Source organism: Paenibacillus stellifer, from assembly GCF_000758685.1.
GTDB lineage: Bacteria > Bacillota > Bacilli > Paenibacillales > Paenibacillaceae > Paenibacillus_AQ > Paenibacillus_AQ stellifer.
In genome coordinates, this window is the sequence record NZ_CP009286.1 from 958,193 (window position 1) to 979,888 (window position 21,696).

General features: G+C 55.2%; 17 protein-coding genes. 12 read left to right on the forward strand and 5 right to left on the reverse strand.

Annotated elements, in window-relative coordinates:
• Positions 1-145: 145 nt before the first annotated feature.
• On the forward strand, positions 146-679 hold the full coding sequence (locus PSTEL_RS04460; protein WP_038693749.1) for an RNA polymerase sigma factor: 534 nt from the start codon (positions 146-148) through the stop codon (positions 677-679).
• Complete coding sequence (locus tag PSTEL_RS04465) at positions 663-1,730, forward strand: hypothetical protein (RefSeq protein ID WP_038693750.1); 1,068 nt, start codon at positions 663-665, stop codon at positions 1,728-1,730. The genes PSTEL_RS04460 and PSTEL_RS04465 overlap by 17 nt, the downstream gene beginning before the upstream one ends.
• Before the next feature lie 169 nt (positions 1,731-1,899).
• Here PSTEL_RS04465 and PSTEL_RS26730 read toward each other — a convergent pair whose 3' ends face one another.
• On the reverse strand, positions 1,900-2,016 hold the full coding sequence (locus tag PSTEL_RS26730) for a helix-turn-helix domain-containing protein (RefSeq protein WP_425415274.1): 117 nt from the start codon (positions 2,014-2,016) through the stop codon (positions 1,900-1,902).
• A gap of 126 nt (positions 2,017-2,142) precedes the next feature.
• On the opposite strand from PSTEL_RS26730, the gene PSTEL_RS04470 reads away from it, so the two are divergent.
• Both PSTEL_RS04470 and PSTEL_RS04475 read left to right on the forward strand, forming a co-directional pair.
• Complete coding sequence (locus PSTEL_RS04470) at positions 2,143-2,385, forward strand: hypothetical protein (protein WP_038693752.1); 243 nt, start codon at positions 2,143-2,145, stop codon at positions 2,383-2,385.
• Between the two features lie 237 nt (positions 2,386-2,622).
• Positions 2,623-5,835, forward strand: coding sequence for an S-layer homology domain-containing protein (locus PSTEL_RS04475; RefSeq protein ID WP_038693754.1), 3,213 nt, complete (start codon positions 2,623-2,625; stop codon positions 5,833-5,835).
• 199 nt (positions 5,836-6,034) lie between these two features.
• Here the strand turns inward: PSTEL_RS04475 and PSTEL_RS04480 are convergent, their stop codons facing one another.
• Both PSTEL_RS04480 and PSTEL_RS04485 read right to left on the reverse strand, forming a co-directional pair.
• Positions 6,035-7,858, reverse strand: coding sequence for an ABC transporter ATP-binding protein (locus PSTEL_RS04480; RefSeq protein WP_052098190.1), 1,824 nt, complete (start codon positions 7,856-7,858; stop codon positions 6,035-6,037).
• A gap of 1 nt (position 7,859) precedes the next feature.
• On the reverse strand, positions 7,860-9,620 hold the full coding sequence (locus PSTEL_RS04485; protein ID WP_038693755.1) for an ABC transporter ATP-binding protein: 1,761 nt from the start codon (positions 9,618-9,620) through the stop codon (positions 7,860-7,862).
• Between the two features lie 416 nt (positions 9,621-10,036).
• Between PSTEL_RS04485 and PSTEL_RS04490 the strand changes: the two genes are divergently transcribed.
• The 5 genes from PSTEL_RS04490 (at position 10,037) to PSTEL_RS04510 (ending at position 15,785) form a co-directional block, all read left to right on the forward strand.
• Positions 10,037-11,080, forward strand: coding sequence for a LacI family DNA-binding transcriptional regulator (locus PSTEL_RS04490; RefSeq protein ID WP_038693757.1), 1,044 nt, complete (start codon positions 10,037-10,039; stop codon positions 11,078-11,080).
• 3 nt (positions 11,081-11,083) lie between these two features.
• Positions 11,084-13,276, forward strand: a complete 2,193-nt coding sequence (locus PSTEL_RS04495; protein WP_038693759.1) for an alpha-galactosidase — start codon at positions 11,084-11,086, stop codon at positions 13,274-13,276.
• Between the two features lie 224 nt (positions 13,277-13,500).
• Positions 13,501-14,514, forward strand: coding sequence for an HD-GYP domain-containing protein (locus PSTEL_RS04500; protein WP_156995778.1), 1,014 nt, complete (start codon positions 13,501-13,503; stop codon positions 14,512-14,514).
• A 19-nt stretch (positions 14,515-14,533) separates the two neighbouring features.
• A complete protein-coding gene (locus PSTEL_RS04505) occupies positions 14,534-15,133 on the forward strand; it encodes a class I SAM-dependent methyltransferase (protein ID WP_052098191.1) in 600 nt (199 codons plus the stop codon).
• A gap of 79 nt (positions 15,134-15,212) precedes the next feature.
• Complete coding sequence (locus tag PSTEL_RS04510) at positions 15,213-15,785, forward strand: YkvA family protein (protein WP_245625076.1); 573 nt, start codon at positions 15,213-15,215, stop codon at positions 15,783-15,785.
• A 216-nt stretch (positions 15,786-16,001) separates the two neighbouring features.
• Here the strand turns inward: PSTEL_RS04510 and PSTEL_RS04515 are convergent, their stop codons facing one another.
• On the reverse strand, positions 16,002-17,063 hold the full coding sequence (locus tag PSTEL_RS04515) for an iron-containing alcohol dehydrogenase family protein (protein WP_038693761.1): 1,062 nt from the start codon (positions 17,061-17,063) through the stop codon (positions 16,002-16,004).
• Positions 17,060-17,713, reverse strand: coding sequence for an MtnX-like HAD-IB family phosphatase (locus PSTEL_RS04520; protein WP_038693762.1), 654 nt, complete (start codon positions 17,711-17,713; stop codon positions 17,060-17,062). The genes PSTEL_RS04515 and PSTEL_RS04520 overlap by 4 nt, the downstream gene beginning before the upstream one ends.
• 303 nt (positions 17,714-18,016) lie before the next feature.
• Here PSTEL_RS04520 and rlmD point away from each other — a divergent pair, with 303 nt between their 5' ends.
• The 3 genes from rlmD (at position 18,017) to PSTEL_RS04535 (ending at position 21,663) form a co-directional block, all read left to right on the forward strand.
• On the forward strand, positions 18,017-19,660 hold the full coding sequence (gene rlmD, locus PSTEL_RS04525; protein ID WP_038693764.1) for a 23S rRNA (uracil(1939)-C(5))-methyltransferase RlmD: 1,644 nt from the start codon (positions 18,017-18,019) through the stop codon (positions 19,658-19,660).
• A 283-nt stretch (positions 19,661-19,943) separates the two neighbouring features.
• On the forward strand, positions 19,944-20,771 hold the full coding sequence (locus PSTEL_RS04530; protein ID WP_038693766.1) for a ParA family protein: 828 nt from the start codon (positions 19,944-19,946) through the stop codon (positions 20,769-20,771).
• Positions 20,719-21,663, forward strand: coding sequence for a ParB/RepB/Spo0J family partition protein (locus PSTEL_RS04535; RefSeq protein WP_038693767.1), 945 nt, complete (start codon positions 20,719-20,721; stop codon positions 21,661-21,663). Before PSTEL_RS04530 ends, PSTEL_RS04535 begins: the two co-directional genes overlap by 53 nt.
• Positions 21,664-21,696: the final 33 nt, after the last annotated feature.

Sequence of the window (21,696 nt, forward strand, 5' to 3'; positions counted from 1 at the left end):
TGGCTGCTCCGCTCCGGAATGAAGGCTGGTTCGCATGAACACGGGAACTTGGGAACCTTTCTCGGTTCTGCTCTGTTTTTTTCTGAAAAAGTGTAAGGTCTCCGGCAGCCTCTTCGTCTATAATGCGTGAAGGAGGTGCACAAGATTGGTTGATCATCCAGGCTCCCGGATTGAACAATGGTTTCGGGCCTACAGCAATGATGTATATCGCTTCCTCGTCTACTATACAGGGAGAACGGATCTGGACGATCTCGTGCAGGAGACGTTCATCCGCGCGCTTAAGGCCATCCGGCATACGGAGGTTGAGAACCCCAAAACCTGGCTCCTGTCCATTGCCCGGAATGCGGCGATTGACGACAGACGCAGGGCAAGGCTGATCGGATGGCTGCCGGACACGGTTCTTCAGCATATGGTGTCGCGGGACCGCACTCCGGAAGAATCATTGGAACTCAGCGAGGACAAGCGTATGCTCTACGACCTCATCAACCGGCTTAAGCGATCCTATCGGGATGTCCTGATCCTGCGCGGCATCAAGGGGCTGTCCAGCAAGGAGACGGCGGAGGTGCTCGGATGGAGCGAGTCCAAGGTGAATGTGACGATGCATAGAGCGATGAAGGCGGTTCAGCACAAAAGGAAGATTTCGGGATCGGAGGTGATTCGGGATGCCGTCATTCGATGAACAGATCGTCTTGAACGAACTGCGAAGCTTTCCGGAGCAGAGACTTACCGACGAACGCAGCGAGATGATTCTGGAGAAAATACGGGGGCAGCAGCCGCGAGTCGAGAAAGCGCATCGGCGCGGGACACATTTGGGATGGACGGTGACCGTACTTATCACCTGTCTCGTATTCGCCGCATTGATCGGGGTGAAGCCGCTGGGCTCCCTGCTGGAGCCGAAGGGCAAGATGTCCGCTGTCGACCCCGAGTATGTAACGGCTGCAAGGAAGGCTGTGCAATCGCTCGGCGTAGAGCGTAAATTTCGTTTTGACGTAATGGAGCGTGAATCGGATTACTGGATTGTGCGGACTGAGAACCGCGAGGCGATTGTAACGTTTACGCCAAACACGACCAAAGTGCGTACTACCTCGGTTACGGTGAAGACCGGCGATCTGCCGGAGCTATACAAGCCCTTCGAGGAGACGGCGCGCGCTGAGCTGCAGCAGACGAAGCTGCCGCTTCGCTTTCAAACCGTTAACCTGTTCCGCAATACGTATGGCACAAGTCTATACTTCCAGACTGAAGACTACCATTATGTGAGTGTTGATCCGTCGAACCAGGTGAACGGTTACTCCCTGAACTTCAATCCGGAAGACATGGACCGGGAGCTTGTATCTGCCGCAGAGCAGGCCCTCTCACCTCTGGCGGGGGGTCAGACTCTATCCTTTACCACAGTCCAGAAATACTCGGATAAACGGGAGGACATGTGGAAACTTGCCAATGAAGAGCAGAAATATTCCGTCATTCTTGGAGCGGTCACGCATCAAATCTATGAGGTGCAGTATTTCTCGGAGCAGTACCAGCACCACATCAAGTCGGCAGACGAAGCGGTAACGGTATCGAGGCCGCTGATTCAGGCTATTTTTGGCACGGATATTACGGGCTATAAAGTATATGGCGGAAGAAGCTGGGGCGGGTATGTGCTGGTAAGCACCGGAAAGCCGAGCTTCTCGGTGATTCTCGGTGACTTTGAGACCGGCGGGATTCTCGGTATCCACCTGAACGCGCAATAGGCGTGGGGGAATGATCGGATTGACTTGTTAACGAGCGGGCGCTGCTTGCCCCGGGGGATAATCCTCGGGCGCAGGGGCGTCTTTTTATATGCTGGTTAAGTATAACCTCTGGCTTTCCGCTCAAATACCCGAGGCCGCTTTGAACCTACGCTCCACTTTGTGGGGCTGCTTAACCCTCCAGCCTGTACCGCCGCGGCGAGCAGCCGATCGCTTTGATAAATTCCCGATTGAAGTAGCTGATATTGTTAAAGCCCACCATTCGTGCGATTTCGGCGATTTTGAGCAGGTCGGGCGCCGAGACGTTCTAGATCGAGCCCTGGGGCGAGAACTCCCTGCGTGTCCTCATGACGAAGGAAGCGGCAATGGACCCGAACGATTGGGCGCTGACGGACATTCCCAGGGAGACAAACCTATGGAGGGAAGCGGGCTCAAAACCCTGTTCACCAGCGGGACGATCCAAGGTGAATACGGCTTCTACCGTTCGCATGATGGCGGCGTGAACTGGATACGCATCAATGACGACCGCCACCAGTATGGAGATATCCGCTCCATTTCGGGCGACCCCCGGGTGTTCGGGCGCATCTATGTCGCCACCGGCACAAGAGGGCTGGTGTATGGGGACATTGATGAACAGGAAGAAGGATTAATTGAATAAAGAAGCATGAAATCGGGCGAATGCCCATGCTGAATTAGTGACGCCGGTCTGGTTACCGGCGTCTTTTCGTGTGCCGCTGTAAGTTTCTTTTGAGCTGTGCCAATTACATATAGACGGTTATAGGTCAAACGGAGCAAAAATCTGCTTCCTAATAACTAAAAATTTTCGACAAATTCTCACAAATGACCGGAGTTATTCCGATATTATGTGATAATTCCACTTGAAAGAAGGCAATGCATGGGTAGACAGAAGCGATATAAAAGTAAAAAATCATCAAGCCGCCGCCTACAGGCTTCGTTCCTGGCCGGTACGCTGCTGGCCGGTTCACTTCCGGGCCTTACATATGCCGCAGCGGATTCGATAATAACAGCCGTTCCCACTGGCGTTGACCTTTCTAGTTTTGCCGATCTGGCCAAGGCTTCAAGCGCCAAGCAGAGCGCCATTAATGAAGCCAAGCAGCAGGGACTGCTTACCGGCGATTCCTCGGGGCAGTTCCGCCCGCTCGATGCTCTGACCCGACAGGAACTGGCGGCCTTGCTCGTGAGGGCGCTCGGGCTTCCGCTTTCGGATGCCAAGGCTTCGTCCTTCTCCGATGTGCCGGCTGCGGGCTGGGGAGCTTCGGCGGTTGAGGCCGTCTACCGCGCCGGTCTGATGACGGGCCGAAGCGGCGGTTCTTTCGCTCCGAATGATTCCGTATCACGCGAGGAACTGGCGGCTGTATTTGTTCGGGCCGTTAACGGAGTCGGCGCGCGGGGCGGCGCGGTGCCTCCCGTCCAGGATATGAAGCAGGTGTCCTCCTGGGCGGCGGATGCGGTGTCTACGGCTCTGCGATTGAACTTGATCGACACACCGAATGAGGAATTGAATCCGAAGAATCCGGTTCTGCGTGAGGATATTGCGGGATTTTTGCTGAACATTTTCCAGAAGCAGGATCGTATGGCTGTCATCACACAGGTGGACGGCGATGTAATTACGATCGACGGCATCCCCTATCTGGCGACAGGCAAGCTTAAGGAGTTGTTAGGCGGGCAGAATGCGGATGCGCTGGAAGGAGCCGTCTTGACCTTCAAATCGGCCAACCGGAACATCGGCGATCTGACTAATCTGGAAATCGTGAAGAACGGGACCGTGCTTAATACGGGCGGGACCTCCTATGCGGGAGCCCTGGAGATTTCCGCCAGCGGAGTTACGGTCAAGGGCGGCTCTTTGGACCAATTGACGATCGGCCAAGGGGTGACCAGTGTGGTGGTCGATGCGCAACTGAAGCGTCTCGTTGTGGACGGCGGCCAGGCGGTGGAATTGAAGGGAAGCGGGAAGTTCGATGTGCTGGCGGTAACCAATCCGCAGACGAGACTCACGCTTGATCCCAATATGCAGGTGGGCACTCTGGAACTGCCGGCGGGCGTGGATTTGACGCAGATTATCGCGAACTGGAGCCAGGTCCAGGGCCGGATTCAGAACGTTCTTGGCGGCTTCGACAACCGGGCCGCTGCGACGCCGGTTCCTCAAGAGACGGCAACCGCTGTAACTGGGCCATCCGCTGAGCCGACACTTGAACCGGCACCAACTCCTGTTGTCGAGCCGACGCCAACTCCGGTCGCCGAGCCGACACCAACGCCGACGCCGGAACCAACACCTACGCCAACACCAGAACCGACACCGACGCCAACTCCGGTCGCCGAGCCGACACCAACGCCGACGCCGGAACCAACACCTACGCCAACACCAGAACCGACGCCAACGCCGATACCAATGCCAACACCAATAATTCCAATACCAACACCAATAATACCAACGCCTATTCCGACTCCGATCCCAACGCCTGCGAATCATGATCCGGTAGCCATCGATAGCATTGCGACGCTTGCGATTCGCTTGACCGATGGAGCCCGGACCATCGATCTTGCGAGTGCTTTCTGGGACCCGGACGGCGACAGCTTGACCTACACGGCTGTCTCTTCCGCGAGCAATGTGGCAGCCGTCTCTGTGAATGGAACCATCTTGACCGTGACTCCGGCAAATGTGGGCAGCGCGAACATTACGTTCACGGCATCCGACGGTCGGGGCGGCAGTGCCAGCCAGACCTTCCTGCTCACGGTTACGCCCGCGCCGAACCTGAACCCGGTCATCATTCAGGCTCCGGCAGATGCAGCACTTACCGTCGGGGATGCGGTGTATTCGGTTGACCTGTTCCCGGTGTTCAGCGACCCGGACGGCGATCCGCTGACCTTTGAGGCGGTATCCTCCGATCCGAGTGTCGCCACCGTTTCGATCAATGGCGGCACAGCGGCGGTTCAGGCTCTGGCAGCCGGTACAGCAACCATTCAGGTCAAGGCTTTGGATGGCCGAGGAGGAGAAGGGACAGCTTTCTTCCAGGTCAATGTTGCGGCAGGCGGCAATCCGCCTGCACCGAATCAGGCACCAGCAGCTGTCAGCGTGATTTACGAACAGGTGCTGACCTCCGGGGTCACCAATCCGCGCACCTATGATCTGAGCCAATTGTTCGAGGATGCGGACGGCGACAATCTGACGTTCACCGCAGCCGTGCAGTCGGCGGACATTGCGAGCGCCAGCATCTCCGGCAGTTTGCTTACCCTTACTCCGGGAACCGTGGCCGGAAGCAGCCAGGTGACCATCACGGCTTACGATGGACGCGGAGGGACCGGGACCTATAGCTTTGCAGTGCGGAACGCGCCGCTTGCGCCAAGCGGGAAGGTGGAGATTCATACGAAGCAGGGGGTTGCCAGCCCTGTCACCTATGACCTGTCTGCCTTGTTCCCGGGCCAAACATCCTTTACGGTATACAGCGGTACGCCGGACTCAACCTTTACCGGACCAGCGACGCTAAGCGGCAAGACCTGGACCTGGGACGGAAGCAGCATGCTGACGTACTGGGTGATCGGAGCGAATGGAACGGCGGCTGTCATTCAGGTTGCCGCTGATCCGCAGGGGACGGCCGATTTATATTTCTCGCAGTATATGTCCCTGGACAATAGCCGCAACGCGCTTGAGCTGTTCTTTAACCCGGTTGGAGACACGTCGCAGCCGGTAACGGGCTATTCACTGGAAATTCACCAGTATAATGTCTCTACGCATACACCGAAAGTATGGAGCCAGAGCATCGTACCGTTCTATAAAGGAATGCCTTATATTTTCATTGACTCGATGTTTTCCGATTATTTCGATATCACCAATACCGTGTACTATAACGATGAGATGGATTTGCTTCAGAGCAGTACGATGGTGACAACCGGCTTTGTATTGAAAAAGAACGGCGTAACGATCGATGTGCTCGGCGATCCGAACGGCATCACCCAGTTCATGCCGAATGGCGGTACGATTATCCGCAAATCCGGCATCCGGGCGGGATCTTCAGCCTTCGATCAGACGGGGGAATGGAACAGTTATGCGACCGGAACGACGCAGTATTTCGGGCAGCATACCCCTTAAGCGAGACGTGACTCCATGAACAGATAACAGAAGAAGAGGACCGGCGGGAGACTGCTGGTCCTCTTCTTTTTCCAAGAGATGTTTCCAAGTAGATATTCTCAAGAGATGTTTTCTTGTGATGCTTTCATATGATGCTCTCTTGTGATGTTGCCTTGCAATCTTGCCTTGGACCTGAAGCTGTCCGCAATCGGGTGCCGTATCAGTGTCCGGCCTGCTGCGCCGGAAGGGATACAGCAGCCGATGAAGGATCGGCTTCCATCTTCTGGGCCGTATACAGCCGGTAGTACAAGCCGCGCTTCGCCATCAATTCATCATGGGTGCCGTATTCCGCAATGCCCTTGTTCGAGACATACATAATCCGGTCGCAGTTCTTCACCGTCGACAGCCGGTGCGCGATGATGAACGAAGTCCGGCCCTTCAGCAGCTCGTTCAGTCCCTGCTGGAGCAGACGCTCGGTCTTGGCGTCGATCGAGGATGTTGCTTCATCCAGAATGAGGATGCGCGGATCGGCCAGCAGCGTCCGCGCGAACGAGATCAACTGGCGCTGTCCCTGTGACAGCTTCGAGCCGCGCTCGTTGACCTCCGTCATGTAGCCCTGCTCGAATTCCTTGATGAATTCGTCGGCACACACCGTCTTGGCAGCGGTGATGATCTCATCTTCCGTGGCGTCCAGCTTGCCGTAGCGGATGTTGTCCAGAATGGTGCCGGAGAAAATGAAGCTATCCTGCAGCATAATCCCCATCTGGCTGCGGAGCGACTCCAGCGTTACCTGCGAAATATCGTGGCCGTCAACCGTAATCTGTCCGCCGGTCAGGTTGTAGAACCGCGAGATCAGGTTGACGACCGTGGTCTTGCCCGCGCCGGTCGGACCGACAAGCGCGATGCTCTCGCCCGCCTTAACGTCGAAGGAGAGATTTTCCAGAATGTTGATTCCCGGATCATAGGCAAAGGTCACATCGTCGAAGGTGACGTCTCCCTGAACGGGCGGAAGCGGCTTGGCGTCCGGAACGTCGCTGACGGTAACCGGCTCATCCAGCGTCTCGAAGATGCGTTCCAGATAGGCGACGGCATTGATGAAGCTGTTGTACAGGTTCGACAGGTTCAGAATCGGCTGCCAGAACCGGGCCGCATAGCTGCTCATTGCCAGAATGACACCGAAGGTCACGTCCGCCGGATTGAGCGCCAGCAGACCGACCAGAAAGATCGACGCGGTAACCAGGGTGGACAGATTGTCGACCGTGAACGGAATTAGCGTATTGTAGCGCAGGGCGCGCATCCATTCCTTGCGGAAATTTTCGGCCAGCCGCGTGAAGATGCCTTCGTTGCGCTGCTCGCGGGAGAAGATTTGGGTTACGCGGATGCCGCTGATGCTCTCCTGCAGATAAGCGTTCAGATTGGAGCTCTTGTTGGATACTGCCTGCCAGGCACGCCGCTGCCGGGTCTTGATCATCAGCATGATGGCGAGGAAGACGGGAAGGCCCGCGAGAATGACAAGCGAGAGCCGGACGTCGACGGCAAACATGAAGGCGGCGATAAAGATCAGGTTCACGATTTCGAGAATAAAGTTGATAATGCCGTTGGAGAGCACATCCGAGACCGAGTTGACGTAGTTCACGACGCGGATCAGAATTTTACCCTGCGGGCGGTCATCGTAATATTTGAACGGCAGCTCCTGCAGATGCTTGAACAGATCGGTCCGTATGTCAAAAATAATATCCTGCCCGACGCTCGTCATAATGCGCGAGCGGATCGTCGCCAGAATGACGCTGACGACGATGGTTGCCAGCATGAGCGCCGACCACAGCACCAGCGGCAGAGCCGCCTTGGCGGGAATGGTCACATCGACGACATGCTGCATGATCAGGGGCGCCGACAGCGCGATGCCGGCGGACAGCGCGCTCAGTACGAACGCGACGATCATCGGCTTCTGCTGCCGCTTGATGTATACAAGCGCCCGCCGAAAGTGTCGGATATCGAACGGGGATTCCAGATCCTCGTCGATATCGAATTTGTTGCGTGCCATATTAGCCCACCTGCCTTCCAATGCCTTCGTTCTGCAGCATGAATACTTCGTAATAGTAGCCGCGCTTCGCCAGAAGCTCGGCATGGGTGCCTTCCTCGATCAGCTGGCCGCCCTCGAAGATGAGGATGCGGTCCGCCTCCGCCGTTGTGGATACGCGCTGCGCGATAATGATCTTCGTGCAGGGATAGTCCAGGCTGCGCAGGCTGTTCTGAATATGCTCTTCAGTCTCCAGGTCAACGGCGGAGGTTGTGTCGTCGAGAATCAGGATCGGCCGGCGCACCGCCAGCGCGCGCGCCAGGGCGATGCGCTGCTTCTGCCCGCCGGAGAGGCCGACGCCCCGCTCTCCGACAATGGTGTCATAGCCCTCCGGCATCCGGGTGATGAAATCATGCGCCGCGGCGAGCCGGGCGTAATTCACCGTCTCCTCCTCCGACAGCTCGGGATCGCCGTAGGCGATGTTGCCATCCACCGTGTCGGAGAACAGCAGCACATCCTGGGTGGCCACGCCGATGTTGCCGCGGAGCTCGTCGAGCTCCAGGTTCCGCACATCCGTTCCGTCAACCAGCACCCGGCCTTCCGTCACGTCATAGAAGCGGGGAATGAGGTTGACGAGCGTTGTTTTACCGGACCCGGTAGAGCCCATGATGGCAACGGTTTCACCCGGACGGATTTTAAAGCTGACCTGATCCAGCACCGTCTTGGTGTCGTATTTGAAGCTGACATTCTCAAACTCGATGGTCCCTTCAAAGCGGCGCTTGTCGGTGGCCTGATGCTCATTGACAATGCCGGGACGGGCATAGTAGATTTCAACGATTTTGGACAAGCTTGCGAAGAAGCGCTGGATGTCGTTGATAATGATGCCGATGTTGCGCATCGGGTTGGAGAGTCCCCAGATCAGTGAGGAGAAGGCGGCGTACTCTCCGAAAGTAATCCGTCCATTCATGACATACAGCCCGCCTGCTATCATCAGAATCACGTTGAAGGCCTGCGCCAGGGTTTCGAGATAGGGAAAGTAGTCGAGCCAGACGAGCGCGGCGGTCTTGTTCGCCTTCAAGAAATTGATATTCTTGTCGGTGAATTTCTCAATCTCATACGCCTCGCGGGCAAAAGCCTTAACGACCCGGTTGCCTGAAATGTTCTCCTGGGTAGTCGTGTTCAGCTGGGACAGCCGCTCCCGCAGATCGATATACATCGGGCGGACGCGTCTCGCGAACAGGAAGCTCACCACGAAGACCGGCGGCGACAGAATGAGCATCCACAGCGTCAGCTTGACATCAATGGTGAAAAAATAAACCATGGCCGCCAGAAAGATCGTCAGCGATTCAATAATCGTCTTGAAGATCCACGCCATGGTGTGCCGGACCATATCGAGGTCGCCGGTCATTTTGGTCATAAGGTCGCCTGTCCGGTTATGGTCGTAATAGTGCATATCCTGCTCCTGGATTTTGTTGTACAAGAATACGCGGATACGGTACAGCATGTTCTGTGAGGAGTGCTCATACTGCATCGTTGTAAAATAGGACAGGCCCGTGCGCAGCAGCGAGAAGCCGATCATGGCCAGGCAGAGCGTGATCAGCAGGCCCTTCTCCTGAGACAGGTTCTGCGCCGCATGGTCTCCGGCTATGAACGTATCGACGATGCGCTGGCTGAAATAGGGAGTCGCGATGGTTAGTGAAGAACACACGACCGAGAGACAGAGCGCCAGAATGTAGCGGGCGCGGTCTTTCTCGAGGTTCTTCCACAGCCACTTCAGTTGAAACATGAAATTATCACCTGCTTCTGTATGGTTTCCAAGTGATTATATCACAAGGATTTAAAAGCGATGACCAAAGTTTTTACGGAATCGCGATAGCTTTTTGGCGTTTTTTGATCTTTGTTGATTTGGGGGGGTTCGAGGCAGTCAAGGCTTTCGGTCATGATCATTAGTTGTCAATAACATAACTAGTAAACATAACTAATTCATTACTAGTACATTACTATCTGCGCAACTAACCTTTTGACCAATCAACACTCAGGAAAAGCACCTGATCTTAAGCGATATAATGGAAGTGGGCACGTTTCAACCAGAAGGATATCAGAACTACGGATTGATAGAAAGCGGTTTCTTTGTTATATTATAACCAATTGAATTTACTAATTATTAAGTAAAATATACAGTAAAAATGGAGCGATGCCGAGATGACAAGAATCAAGGATGTTGCCGAGCTGGCGAACGTGTCGACCGCGACGGTATCGAGAATCCTGAATAACGACCCGTCGCTGTCCGTCTCGGGCGAGACCAGGCAGCGGGTGCTGGATGTCGCCAGCGAGCTGAATTATGTCCACGGTAAGCGGAAGAAGCCGAAGTCCGCTCCGGACAAGGAGATAATTCGGGCGGGTCTCGTGCTGACGAATGATGAAGCGGCCGATCCTTATTTTATGTCCATTCGCAGGGGTGTAGAGAGTGTGTGCGACCAGTATGCGGTCAAGATCGAGTCGGTCTTCTATACAGGCAGAAGCCGGTTTACCGCATCAGCGATGGAGGGTCTGGACGGCCTTATCGTGCTCGGTGACGTCAACAGCGGGGAACTGCGAAGTCTGTTCGGCAATGATCATATCATCTTCGCCGATTACCAGCCGGCGGAAGAGGGCTTCGATGTCGTGATTACCGATTTCGAGAGCGCTACCCGCCGGATGATGGACACGCTGCTCGAAGCAGGGCATACAGTGATCGCCTATATCGGCGGCGAGAGGCTGATCCAGAGCATCCACGCCGGGAACGGACGCTTGATGCCGAAAGAGGAGACCCGTGTCCGGACCTATGAGCAGGTCATGAGGGACAAAGGGCTCTTTGATCCGGACCTTGTACTGCTCGGAGACTTCAGCCCGATGAGCGGCTATCGTCTGATGAGGCAGCTGATCGATCAGGGATCGTCGCCGACGGCGGTGGTGATGGCCAGCGATCCGATGGCGATCGGCGCCATGAAGGCTCTTCAGGAGGCCGGAATCCGTGTGCCGGACGATATGGCGATGTTCAGCTTTGACGATATCGACTCGGCGGCTTTCCTGAATCCTCCGCTGTCCACCGTCAAGGTGCATACGGAGGAAATGGGGCGGACGGCGGTTAAGCTGCTCGTTGACCGGCTACGTAACGGACGGACGCTTCCGATGAAGGTTATTCTCCCGTCAGAGCTGATGATCCGCGAAAGCGCCGGCCGGGTTTACAATAAAGGAGGTCAATAGCCAATGGGTATTCATTTTGATCCGGAGACAAGATTGTTTCACCTGAAAGCCAAAGACACCAGCTATGTGATGGAAATTGTCAGGGACGGTTTCCTGACTCACAGTTATTGGGGACGGAGAATCGGCGAATACCGCCACTCCAACCGGCTAGAGCTGCTCGACCGTGCGTTCTCGGGTAATCCGTACAAGGGGGAGGTCACTTTTTCTCTCGATACACTGCCCCAGGAATATCCGCAGTACGGCAGCACCGATTACCACAAGCCTGCCTACCAGGTTCAGCTTGAGAATGGAACGACCGTAACCGATCTGCGTTATCTGTCCCATACGATCAGCCGGGGCAAGAAGCCTCTCGAAGGCTTGCCGGCCACCTACATCGAAGAGGAAGATGAAGCGGAGACGCTCGAAATCGTCATGGAGGATTCACTGAGCGGGTTGCAGGTGGTGCTGAGCTACACGGTGTTTGAAGCCTACAATGCCATCACGCGCTCGGTCCGGTTCGAGAACAAGGGTAGTGAAGTTCTGAAGCTGCTTCAGGCGCACAGCGTCTGCGTGGATTTTCGGGACTCGGATTTCGATTTCCTTCATCTATACGGCGCACATGCCAAGGAGAGACATATCGAGAGAAACCCGCTCCGGCACGGCCTTCAGTCCGTGGATAGTTCAAGGGGTGCCAGCAGCCACCAGCATAATCCGTTTATTGCCCTACTCCGTGCAGGTGCGGGCGAAACCTCGGGCGAGGTGTATGCCTTCAATCTTGTGTACAGCGGGAATTTTCTGGCGCAGGCCGAGGTTGACCAGTTCAATAATACGCGGGTAACAGTCGGCATTAACCCGTTTGATTTCAGCTGGAAGCTGGAACCGGGAGAGACTTTCCAGACGCCTGAAGCGGTTATGGTCTATTCGTCCGAAGGGCTGGGCGGCATGTCGAGGACCTTCCATTCGCTGTACAGAAACCGGTTGGCCAGAGGTTATCACCGCGACAGAGAGCGTCCAATTCTCGTGAACAACTGGGAGGCAACCTACTTCAACTTCAATGCGGAGAAAATTCTGGACATCGCGCGCGTCGGACAGGAGCTCGGCATTGAGCTGTTTGTACTCGACGACGGCTGGTTCGGACATCGCAATGACGACAAAACCTCGCTCGGCGACTGGTTCGTGGACCGCAGCAAGCTGCCGGAGGGCCTTGATAGTCTGGCGAGCGGCATCAATGAGCTGGGCCTGTCGTTCGGCCTCTGGTTCGAGCCGGAGATGATATCGGTGGACAGCGATCTGTACCGCGAACATCCCGACTGGTGTCTGCATGTACCAGGGCGCCGGCGTTCGGAGAGCCGGAACCAGCTTATTCTCGATTTTTCGCGAAAAGAGGTATGCGAGGAAATCACGAAGAGAGTCTGCGACATTCTACGCATCGTTCCGGTCTCGTATGTGAAATGGGACATGAACCGCCATATGACAGAGATTGGCTCTGCTGCTCTGCCGGCGGACCGGCAGCGGGAGACGGCGCACCGTTATATGCTGGGGCTGTATAAGGTGATGGACGATATCACTTCGGCCTTCCCGAAGGTGCTGTTCGAGAGCTGCTCCGGCGGGGGCGGGCGCTTCGATCCGGGAATTCTGTACTACATGCCTCAGACTTGGACGAGCGATAACACCGATGCGGTAGCCCGCCTGAAAATCCAGTACGGCACCAGCCTGGTCTATCCGATCTCGTCGATGGGTGCCCATGTGTCGGCCGTTCCGAATCATCAGGTTCACCGGATTACATCCATGGAGATGCGCGGGGCCGTAGCGATGTCCGGCAACCTCGGTTATGAACTGGATCTCACGAAGCTGACCGAGGAAGAGAAGGAGATCGTCAAGCGGCAGGTAGTGGAATACAAGGGTATCCGGCGGCTTGTTCAGTTCGGTGATTTCTACCGGCTGCGCAGTCCATTTGAAGGCAGTGATGCCGCCTGGCTGTTCGCAGACCGGGACAAAAAGGAGATTGCCGCGTTCTACTTCAACGTGCTCGCCGAGCCGTCCGCGCCGCTGAAGATCCTGAAGCTTGACGGCGTCGATGTGACGAAGAAGTACCGGCTTACGGGAACAGACGAAGTCTACGGCGGAGACGAGCTTGCCTATGCGGGACTGAGCATCCCGGCGGAAGCCGAACGCGATTTCCACAGCTGTGTATGGCATTTTACCGCAACGGAGTAAGTGAAGAGCATCGATAATCAATAAGCATAAGGGAGGGCTGTTCGCGGTAAAATCTGCGGAACGGCCCTTTTGGCGTTCTTCAGATTCCCTCTGCGTTTACATAAGCCGTCAGACTCATGGAATTCTTGAAATTTGATCTAAACATCTTGCTTTTCGCAACCGATATATAGGTAGAAAGTTATCTTCTGGAAATGATTGCGTCCCTGAAAACGGAGATGATCAAGATGTCCTATAATGCCTACATGGGCAAAAAAGCGAAGTACGACATAATGAACCGGCAAGGTGTTGTGCTTATTCCCGCCCATTCCGTCCTGAATCAGGACGCTATCAAACTTCTTGAACTGCATAATATCGACCCCATCGACATCGTTGTAATGTCACTGGAGGAAGCACGGCTTGAATCCCCCGTAACCCTGCTTAAAGATGCCGTCGGTTACTCCCAGGAACTGTTCAGCCGCCTTCGGTTTGGCCGCAAGCTGCCTCTCATGGAGATCAAGAACGAGCTTATTCCCGCTGTCAGACAAGTATCTCAGCATCCCGATCTGTTCGAGCTGTTCGAGTCGGTCAAAGCGAAGGATGAGTACACCCATAAGCATAATATCGGAGTCGGCGTACTATCCACACTGATTGGCCAGTGGCTCAAGCTGGAGGAGGCCGATCTCTCGCTTTTGTCTCTTGCAGCTACACTGCATGACATCGGAAAAGTCCGCATACCTGAGGAGATTCTGCTCAAGCCCGGCAAGCTTACCAAGGCGGAATTCGCCGAAATGAAGAAGCATACCATCTACGGCTATGAAATGCTGAAGGAGACGGTAGGTCTGAGTCCGCGTGTTATGCTGGTCGCATTGCAGCATCATGAGCGTTCGGACGGCAGCGGATATCCGCTTGGACTCAAAGGCGGCGAGATCGATCATTTCAGCGAAATCGTGGCGGTGGCCGACGTGTTCCACGCCATTTCTTCGGAGCGTCCATATCATCCTGCCATGCCGTTTTACCGGGTTGTGACTCTCATGCGGGACGGAGCATTCGGGGATTTGAATCCGCAGCTCGTAAATCTGTTTATGAATAATTATATACATACTTTAAAAGGAAGAAGAATTCTGCTGACGGATGGACGAGAAGCGGAAGTTCTACATATCAATCAAAGGGAAGATTTGCGTCCGCTGGTCCGGATTGACGGCAAGCTGGTTGATTTGACCAAGGAGAGACATTTACATATTGAAAAAGTTCTCGGTTAATCGGTGGTGAACAAGCTTCATGGACGATAATCAGGCGGAACGCGAAGGGCTTAATAGGCTGGAGACGGAAGAACGTCTGAAAGGGCTTCCTCCGCGGCAACTCCTTGAGCTGTCAGGCCTCGGTCTGAACGGTACGGTTGTGGATATTGGCGCAGGCGGAGGTTATTTCTCGTTTCCCGCCGCTGCCATGACGATGGGAACGGTATATGCGGTGGACGTCTCGGCCTTCATGCTGGAAGTATTGTCACAGCGTGCGGCTGGCCGTGGCCTGTCCAATGTTCAGGTTTTAAAGGGTCCGGCGGAGAAGCTGCCGCTAGATGACGGTGTTGCCGATTTGGCGGTGGCCTCGCTGCTGCTGCATATTATGGAGTCGCCGGAAGAAGCTATCGAAGAGATACGCCGGGTGCTGAAGCCGGGAGGCAAAGGGCTTGTTGTGGAATGGCTCCATCCAAGAAGCGACGGGCGGCCGGGGCACCGAATTTATCCCGAGACCATGATTCGTTATCTGGAATGGGGGGGCTTAACGGTCTTGCGTTCGGACGATTGGGAAGACACATATTATTCGGTCCTGTTCCAGAAGGCTTGCGAATCAGCGGCGCCGATTCCGGGTGATAGTTAGTGAGCGCTTTTTTCCGGCAGCCATGTGCTCCCGGATACAGGAGCCTCAAGCCTTTTGGGAAAGGAGCATCTATTACGCCATGATCAAAACACTGGAATGTCCCCATTGCGGACAATTAAATCATGTGGATATGGACCGTATTGATGAGGCCTCGTGCGGCCATTGCGGGCACAGCCTCCTTGGCGAGGAACAGCCGCCCGCTCAGGAGCCTGTTTCGGTCTCTGCGACTAAGCAGGAAGCGGTTCACACTTCCGCGGCAGTTGCCGCCGGCGTAGGCGCGGATGGACCGGGCAGAACGCTGCCCGATACCGGCAAGTGGCTGTCCAGGCTCGGAGGAAGCGACAAGCAGGAAGAGTATGTGAGGAAGGGCTTCCTGGGCAAGGCGAAAAAGCACGCGGCCAGGCTGCCTTTTATCAAAGAAGCTGTCGCCATGTACTACTGCGCCATGGACAAGAACACGCCGCTTACCGCGAAGCTCACGGCGATCGGAGCGCTTGCCTACCTGGTGCTGCCGATCGACGCCATTCCCGATTTGATCCCGGTCTTAGGCTACACGGACGATGCAGCTGCTTTCTGGGCGGCTTACCGGAGCATCAGCGTCCATGTGACTGACTTGCACCGCGAACAGGCCCGGGCGTGGCTGGAGAACTGACGACTCTTCTATAAATTTTGAACCGATAAAGAAGGCACTAGGTACTTGCCTGGCATCTGTCCCGTGGCGATCTGGTAAGGCCCTGTGCGGGGTCGGATTTCAAAAGCTTCGTTAATTTACACAACATAGCAGCAGCCGGACAAGCGATAGGCTTGCCCGGCTGTTTTTCGTATTGCCGCCCTTCAGCGGCTATGATGCTGGCTCATGAGTCAGGACTCAGGATAAAATGCGCTGCAGCGTCTCATCGCTTCGAAGCAGGCGCAGCGCCTTGTCGCGCATTTCCGGCAGATGCAGATAAGTCCGGCGGGATGGCTTGATGGATGGAGCCAGCTCAATCGCCTGTTCAAAATCCTCCCGTTTCATCCCCAGAGTCGCCACGAAATCGAAGAATCCGGTCCCGGTCAAGAACTTGCGGACCCGCTCCACCCGATGCTCCTGCACAAGGCACATCAGATATGCGGCCACGCCTACCTGGATGCCGTGAAGCTGCGGCTTCTCCACGAGCTGGTCAAGGGCATGGGAGATCAGATGCTCGCTTCCGCTTGCGGGCGCGCTGCTTCCGGCGATCTCCATAGCAATCCCGGACAGCATAAGGGAGTCCACAATTTCTTTGATGAAGAAGAATTCGCGAATATCCGTATAGGGCATCCGTACAATGCTGTTCACCGATTTCTTGGCCATCATTACCGCGAAGTCGTTCACCCGGGTAAGCCCGTGGGATTCCTCGAACCTCCAGTCGATGACTGCCGGAATTTTCGAGACAATATCGCCTAGTCCGCTGTACAAGAACTGAACCGGTGAACTTCGAATCAGCTCCAGGTCGACCAGAATGCCATATGGCATCCGGGCAGGAACCGAGGTGCGACGGTCCTGGACATATAAGGAGCAGCCGGAGCTGGCGAACCCGTCGTGAGCGACGGAGGTTGGCACACTGATGAACGGCAGGCCGTTCAGAAAAGCGGTATATTTGGCAATGTCCAGCGCTTTGCCTCCCCCGATCCCGACAACGGCTTCTGTATGAGCCGGAAGACTGAAGGCCGTACTGGTAATACTCTCCAGACTGTTGTCTAATACATCGCGGTTGTCCAGCACTTCAAGCCGGGGCTGTTCCTTCAGCGATTCCATAATCTGCGGCTCGCACAGATGGCGAATACCATCGCCGAAGAAGAGTACGACGCGTGAGATGCCAGCCTTGCCGATCAGTGCACCGAAGCGGGAAAGTACCTGGTCGTCGACCTCCAGAAGCGCGGGGATGGCGATTTCGTTGGAATGCTTCATTCGGGCCACCCCTGCTCTTTCAGGTAGTCCGATATTTCATGATAATTATTAACCGGCACATGATGGACTCCGTCTCGCGTAAGCAGCTCTCGCAGCTCGCCGCGCGCAAATACGATGTCCGCAGCCTTGCCCGCCTCCAGGTCCGGTTCACTGTCTCCGGCGAATAATACCGTCCGATAGCGCTGGCGGATGTCTTCAAGCACCTTGCGCTTATCCAATCCGAAAATCTCCGAGTAAAAAGGGTTCGCGGTGTCAGGCACGATCCGCAGCACGCCGTTCTCATGCACGGCCGGCATGGATATGACCGTTACATTGGGGAGATCCAGCGCCTTCATCAACCGTTCGATGTACCATGACGTCCCCGCGCTTACAATGAAGAAATCGCCCCCATGCGCCTGCACCTCATGAATAAAATCAATCGCCCCCGGAGTAAGGGGAATATTGCGGATTTCCTCCAATAGCTGCTCTTCCGTAAGATTAAGCCTGCCAAATATCGTATTGAGAAACTCCACATCGATCTTCTTGGTCTTCTTCCAGTCCCGGTAAAATTGATGTCCCCATTCAGGGAAAAACTTGTCGATCATCAAGTGGTAAAAATCCCGCTCGGACAGCGTACCGTCAAAGTCGGAGAGAAAAGCGAATGGCTTCATGTTTGATAACCTCCGGAATCAGTGTTTATTATATTTAAGATTACCATACTTTTCTTAATTATAAGGGTACTTCCATGCATCTGTATCAAAGGAGGCAGGCAGCATGACGCTCCTGTACATAGTTAAGCTCCCGGCTACCGGATCGCTTGCCTGCATTGTCCTGCTGATCGAGGCGAAATGCGATTCTGCTGCCGTTCCTCCGGATTTTTTTTCGGACGATGCTGCCCTATTTTTACGAATGGCTTTCCATGGGGCGTCATGATATAGTGGACACGAACAAGCGAGAAGAATGGAGAAACAGGTATGAACGAGCAGAAAAGACCCGGTAAAGGGAATGCAACTTATAAAGGTTCACAGCGCGGCGTGAAAGGCAGCGCGGGGCGAAGCGGCGGACGAGAAGAGATCCGCCGGGGGAATGACACGGCGGCGGGGACTGTCCGCGCTCCGAAGGACCGGGGGGATCGGCCCGGCGGGCTTCTGGCTGCTCCGCAAGAGGCGGACCGCCGCAAGGGTCACGCTGCCGGAGGCCGATTCGGAGGCAAGCCTGCGGGCAGGCCGAAGGCCGCGTCGCACGGGAATGCCGAGGAGCTGCGGTCAGGCGACCGGATCGTCGTGACGATCAAGCGGCTCGGCATTAACGGCGAAGGCATCGGCTACTACCGGCGCAAGGCCGTGTTCATTGACGGCGCGCTGCCGGACGAGGTTGTGAAGGCCGAGGTCACCGAGACGCAGCCGAAATTCATCAAGGCGCAGCTGACCGAGGTCGAGAAGCGGTCGCCGGACCGGATCGAGCCGCCGTGCCCGGTGTTCGGAAGCTGCGGCGGCTGCCAGATTCAGCATATCTCGTACGAGGGGCAGCTCCGGGCGAAGACGGAGCTGGTGCGGGAGGCGTTTGCCCGTTATGCCGAACTGGCGGATGTGAAGATTAAGCCGATGCTCGGCATGGAGCATCCGTGGGATTACCGCAACAAAGCCCAGCTTCAGCTGAAGCGGCAGGGCAGGGAAGTGATCGCCGGGCTGTATGAGGCGGGAAGCCATGATATCGTTGACATCAGCGGCTGTCCCATCCAGCATCCCGAGGTCAACCGCGCCGTTGAGCAGGTCAAGTCCGTGCTGGAGGAACTGGAGATTCCGCTCCACAAGGAGAACGGCGCGAAGGACGGCGTGCGGACGATCGTTGTCCGGCACGGCTTCCAGTCCGGGCATCTGCAGGTGACCCTGATCTCCGCAGGGTCACGGCTGCCCCGCCAGGACGACCTGGTGCAGCGCCTTCGCCTGGCGCTGCCGGGTGTCACCGGGATTGCGCTGAACGTCAATCCCAGGAAGACTCCGCTCATCTTCGGAGAGCGGACAATTACGCTATGGGGCGAGGATACGATGGAGGAGTCGCTTGGCGACCTCCATTTCTCGCTCTCGCCCCGGGCGTTCTTTCAGCTGAACCCGTTACAGACGGTGAAGCTGTATGAATCAGTCCGGACCGCCGCCGGGCTGACCGGACGGGAGACCGTCGTCGACGCGTACTGCGGGACGGGGACGATCGGGCTGTGGCTCGCGCCATATGCGCGGGAGGTACGCGGGATCGAGTCGATCCCGGAGGCGGTGGAGGACGCGAAGCAGAACGCGATCCGCAACGGCCGCGCTAACGCGAGCTTCCACACCGGCGCAGCCGAGGAACTGCTGCCCCGCTGGGCGAAGTCCGGCCTGACGCCGGACGTCATCGTCGCCGACCCGCCGCGGACGGGTCTCGACGCCCGCTTCCTCGAAGCGGTGCTTCGCGTCAAGCCGGAGAAGTTCGTCTACGTCTCCTGCAATCCGTCGACGCTGGCAAAGGACTGCAAGGTGCTGCTGGATGGCGGCTACCAGATTCAATGGGTGCAGCCGGTGGACATGTTCCCGCAGACGAGTCATGTGGAGTGCGTGGTAGGAATATGTCGGGTCGATACCTAGAAGTCCTGAATTATCAGTATTCTGCGAAGTATTCGTCATTTAAAATTGAGGAAAACGACTTTAGAAGTAAGATATTGAAAGATAAAATCGAAGTTTCTATTGTGTTGGATTTGAAATGGGTGGACACATCTGATGACTTTTAATTGAATTTTGTGAATATCCAAGAGAGCGTCCAAAAATTGGGGCGTTCTCTTTTTATATAGATACTTTTCAAAAAGCCGATTGTCTGGACTATTGAATGTTCAGCGCAGTCGGCTTTTTTGCGTGAAGGGAGAATTGTTGGATGGGCAAAGTAATCGCTCTCGCGAATCAGAAAGGTGGCGTCGGCAAAACGACAACAGCGGTCAACCTCGGCATTGGCTTGGCGGCGGAAGGCAAGAAGGTTCTGCTGCTGGACGCGGATGCGCAAGGGAACCTAACGGATTCGCTGGGCTTCCATGAACCGGACAGTCTATCCGTTTCATTGGCTACGATGCTGGTGAAAGGCATGACAGAGGAGCCGTATGAACCGAGGGAAGGTATTCTGCATCATCATGAAGGTATCGACCTGATGCCGGGAAACATCGAGTTATCGGCAGTCGAAGTGGCGCTCGTCAATACGATGAGCAGGGAAACGATTATGCGTTCGTACATCGATTCCGTCAAAGCTGTTTACAATTATATCCTGATCGACTGTATGCCGAGCTTGGGCATGATGACGATCAACGCATTGGCAGCGGCGGATAGCGTCATTATCCCGGTACAGGCGCACTACCTGCCCGCCAAAGGCATGACGCAGCTTTTGCAGACGGTTGCCCGCGTTCGGCGTCAAATTAATCCGAAGCTGGCTGTGGATGGTGTGCTGCTCACGATGGTAGACAGCCGAACCAATTTCGCCAAAGACATTTCTTTCGTTTTGCGTCGGGATTATGGGGATAAGCTGCGTGTATTCAATACAGAAATCCCCCTGTCCATCCGCGCGGCGGAAACAAGCGCCAAGGGTAAAAGCATTTATGCCCACGATCCGAACGGACAGGTTGCTAAAGCCTACGCTGCACTTACGAAGGAGGTGCAGGATATTGGCAGCGAAAGAAGATCGGCTCGCCAGCATAAAGCTGACCAAAGTCGATGATTTATTCTCGACAGAGGAAAGCCGCAACGATTCGCAACGGGAAAAGGTGATGGATATTCCATTGGCTGAAATTAGTGAATTTCCCGGTCATCCCTTTAAGGTAAGGGCGGATGAAGCGATGTTAGAAATGGCGGATAGTGTCAAGCTGTATGGTGTCCTTGTTCCCGGCTTAGTTCGGCCAAAGGTAGGCGGTGGATACGAAATGGTATCCGGCCATCGTCGAAAGAAGGCAAGTGAATTGGCTGGTATGGAGACAATTCCATGTCTCGTTCGCGAGTTGGATGACGATCAGGCGACTATCATCATGGTGGATAGCAACTTGCAACGGGAGTATATTTCTCCGAGTGAAAAAGCTTTTGCCTACAAAATGAAATTGGAAGCTATGAACAGACAAGGACAACGAACAGATTTAACTCGTTCCCAAGTTGGGAACAAGTCTGCTGCAAAGAAATCAAGCGAGATATTAGCAGAACAGATGGGCGAAAGCAAAAACCAAATATTTAGATACGTTCGCCTAACCGAACTCACTCCTCACATTCTCGAAATGGTAGACGACAAACGGATTGCCTTTAATCCTGCTGTTGAGTTATCTTACTTGGCCGAGAAAGAACAGCTAGCCCTATTCGAGACCATGCAGGCCGAGGACTGCACGCCTTCACTTGCTCAGGCTCAGCGTATGAAAAAGATGAGTCAAGAAGGCAGGCTGAATACAGATGTCATTTACACCATACTGACGGAGGAAAAGCCGAATCAGAAAGAAAAAATGAGTATTCAGCGAGAACGAATCGACCGCTTTTTCCCACGAGATTTCTCGGAAAAACAAAAGGAAGACCTAATCGTGCAACTGCTGGAAAGCTGGTACAAAAGGCGGCAGAGGGAGCACGAACGGTAATTCCCCCGTTGCCGCCCTGTTCATGCGCCCTCT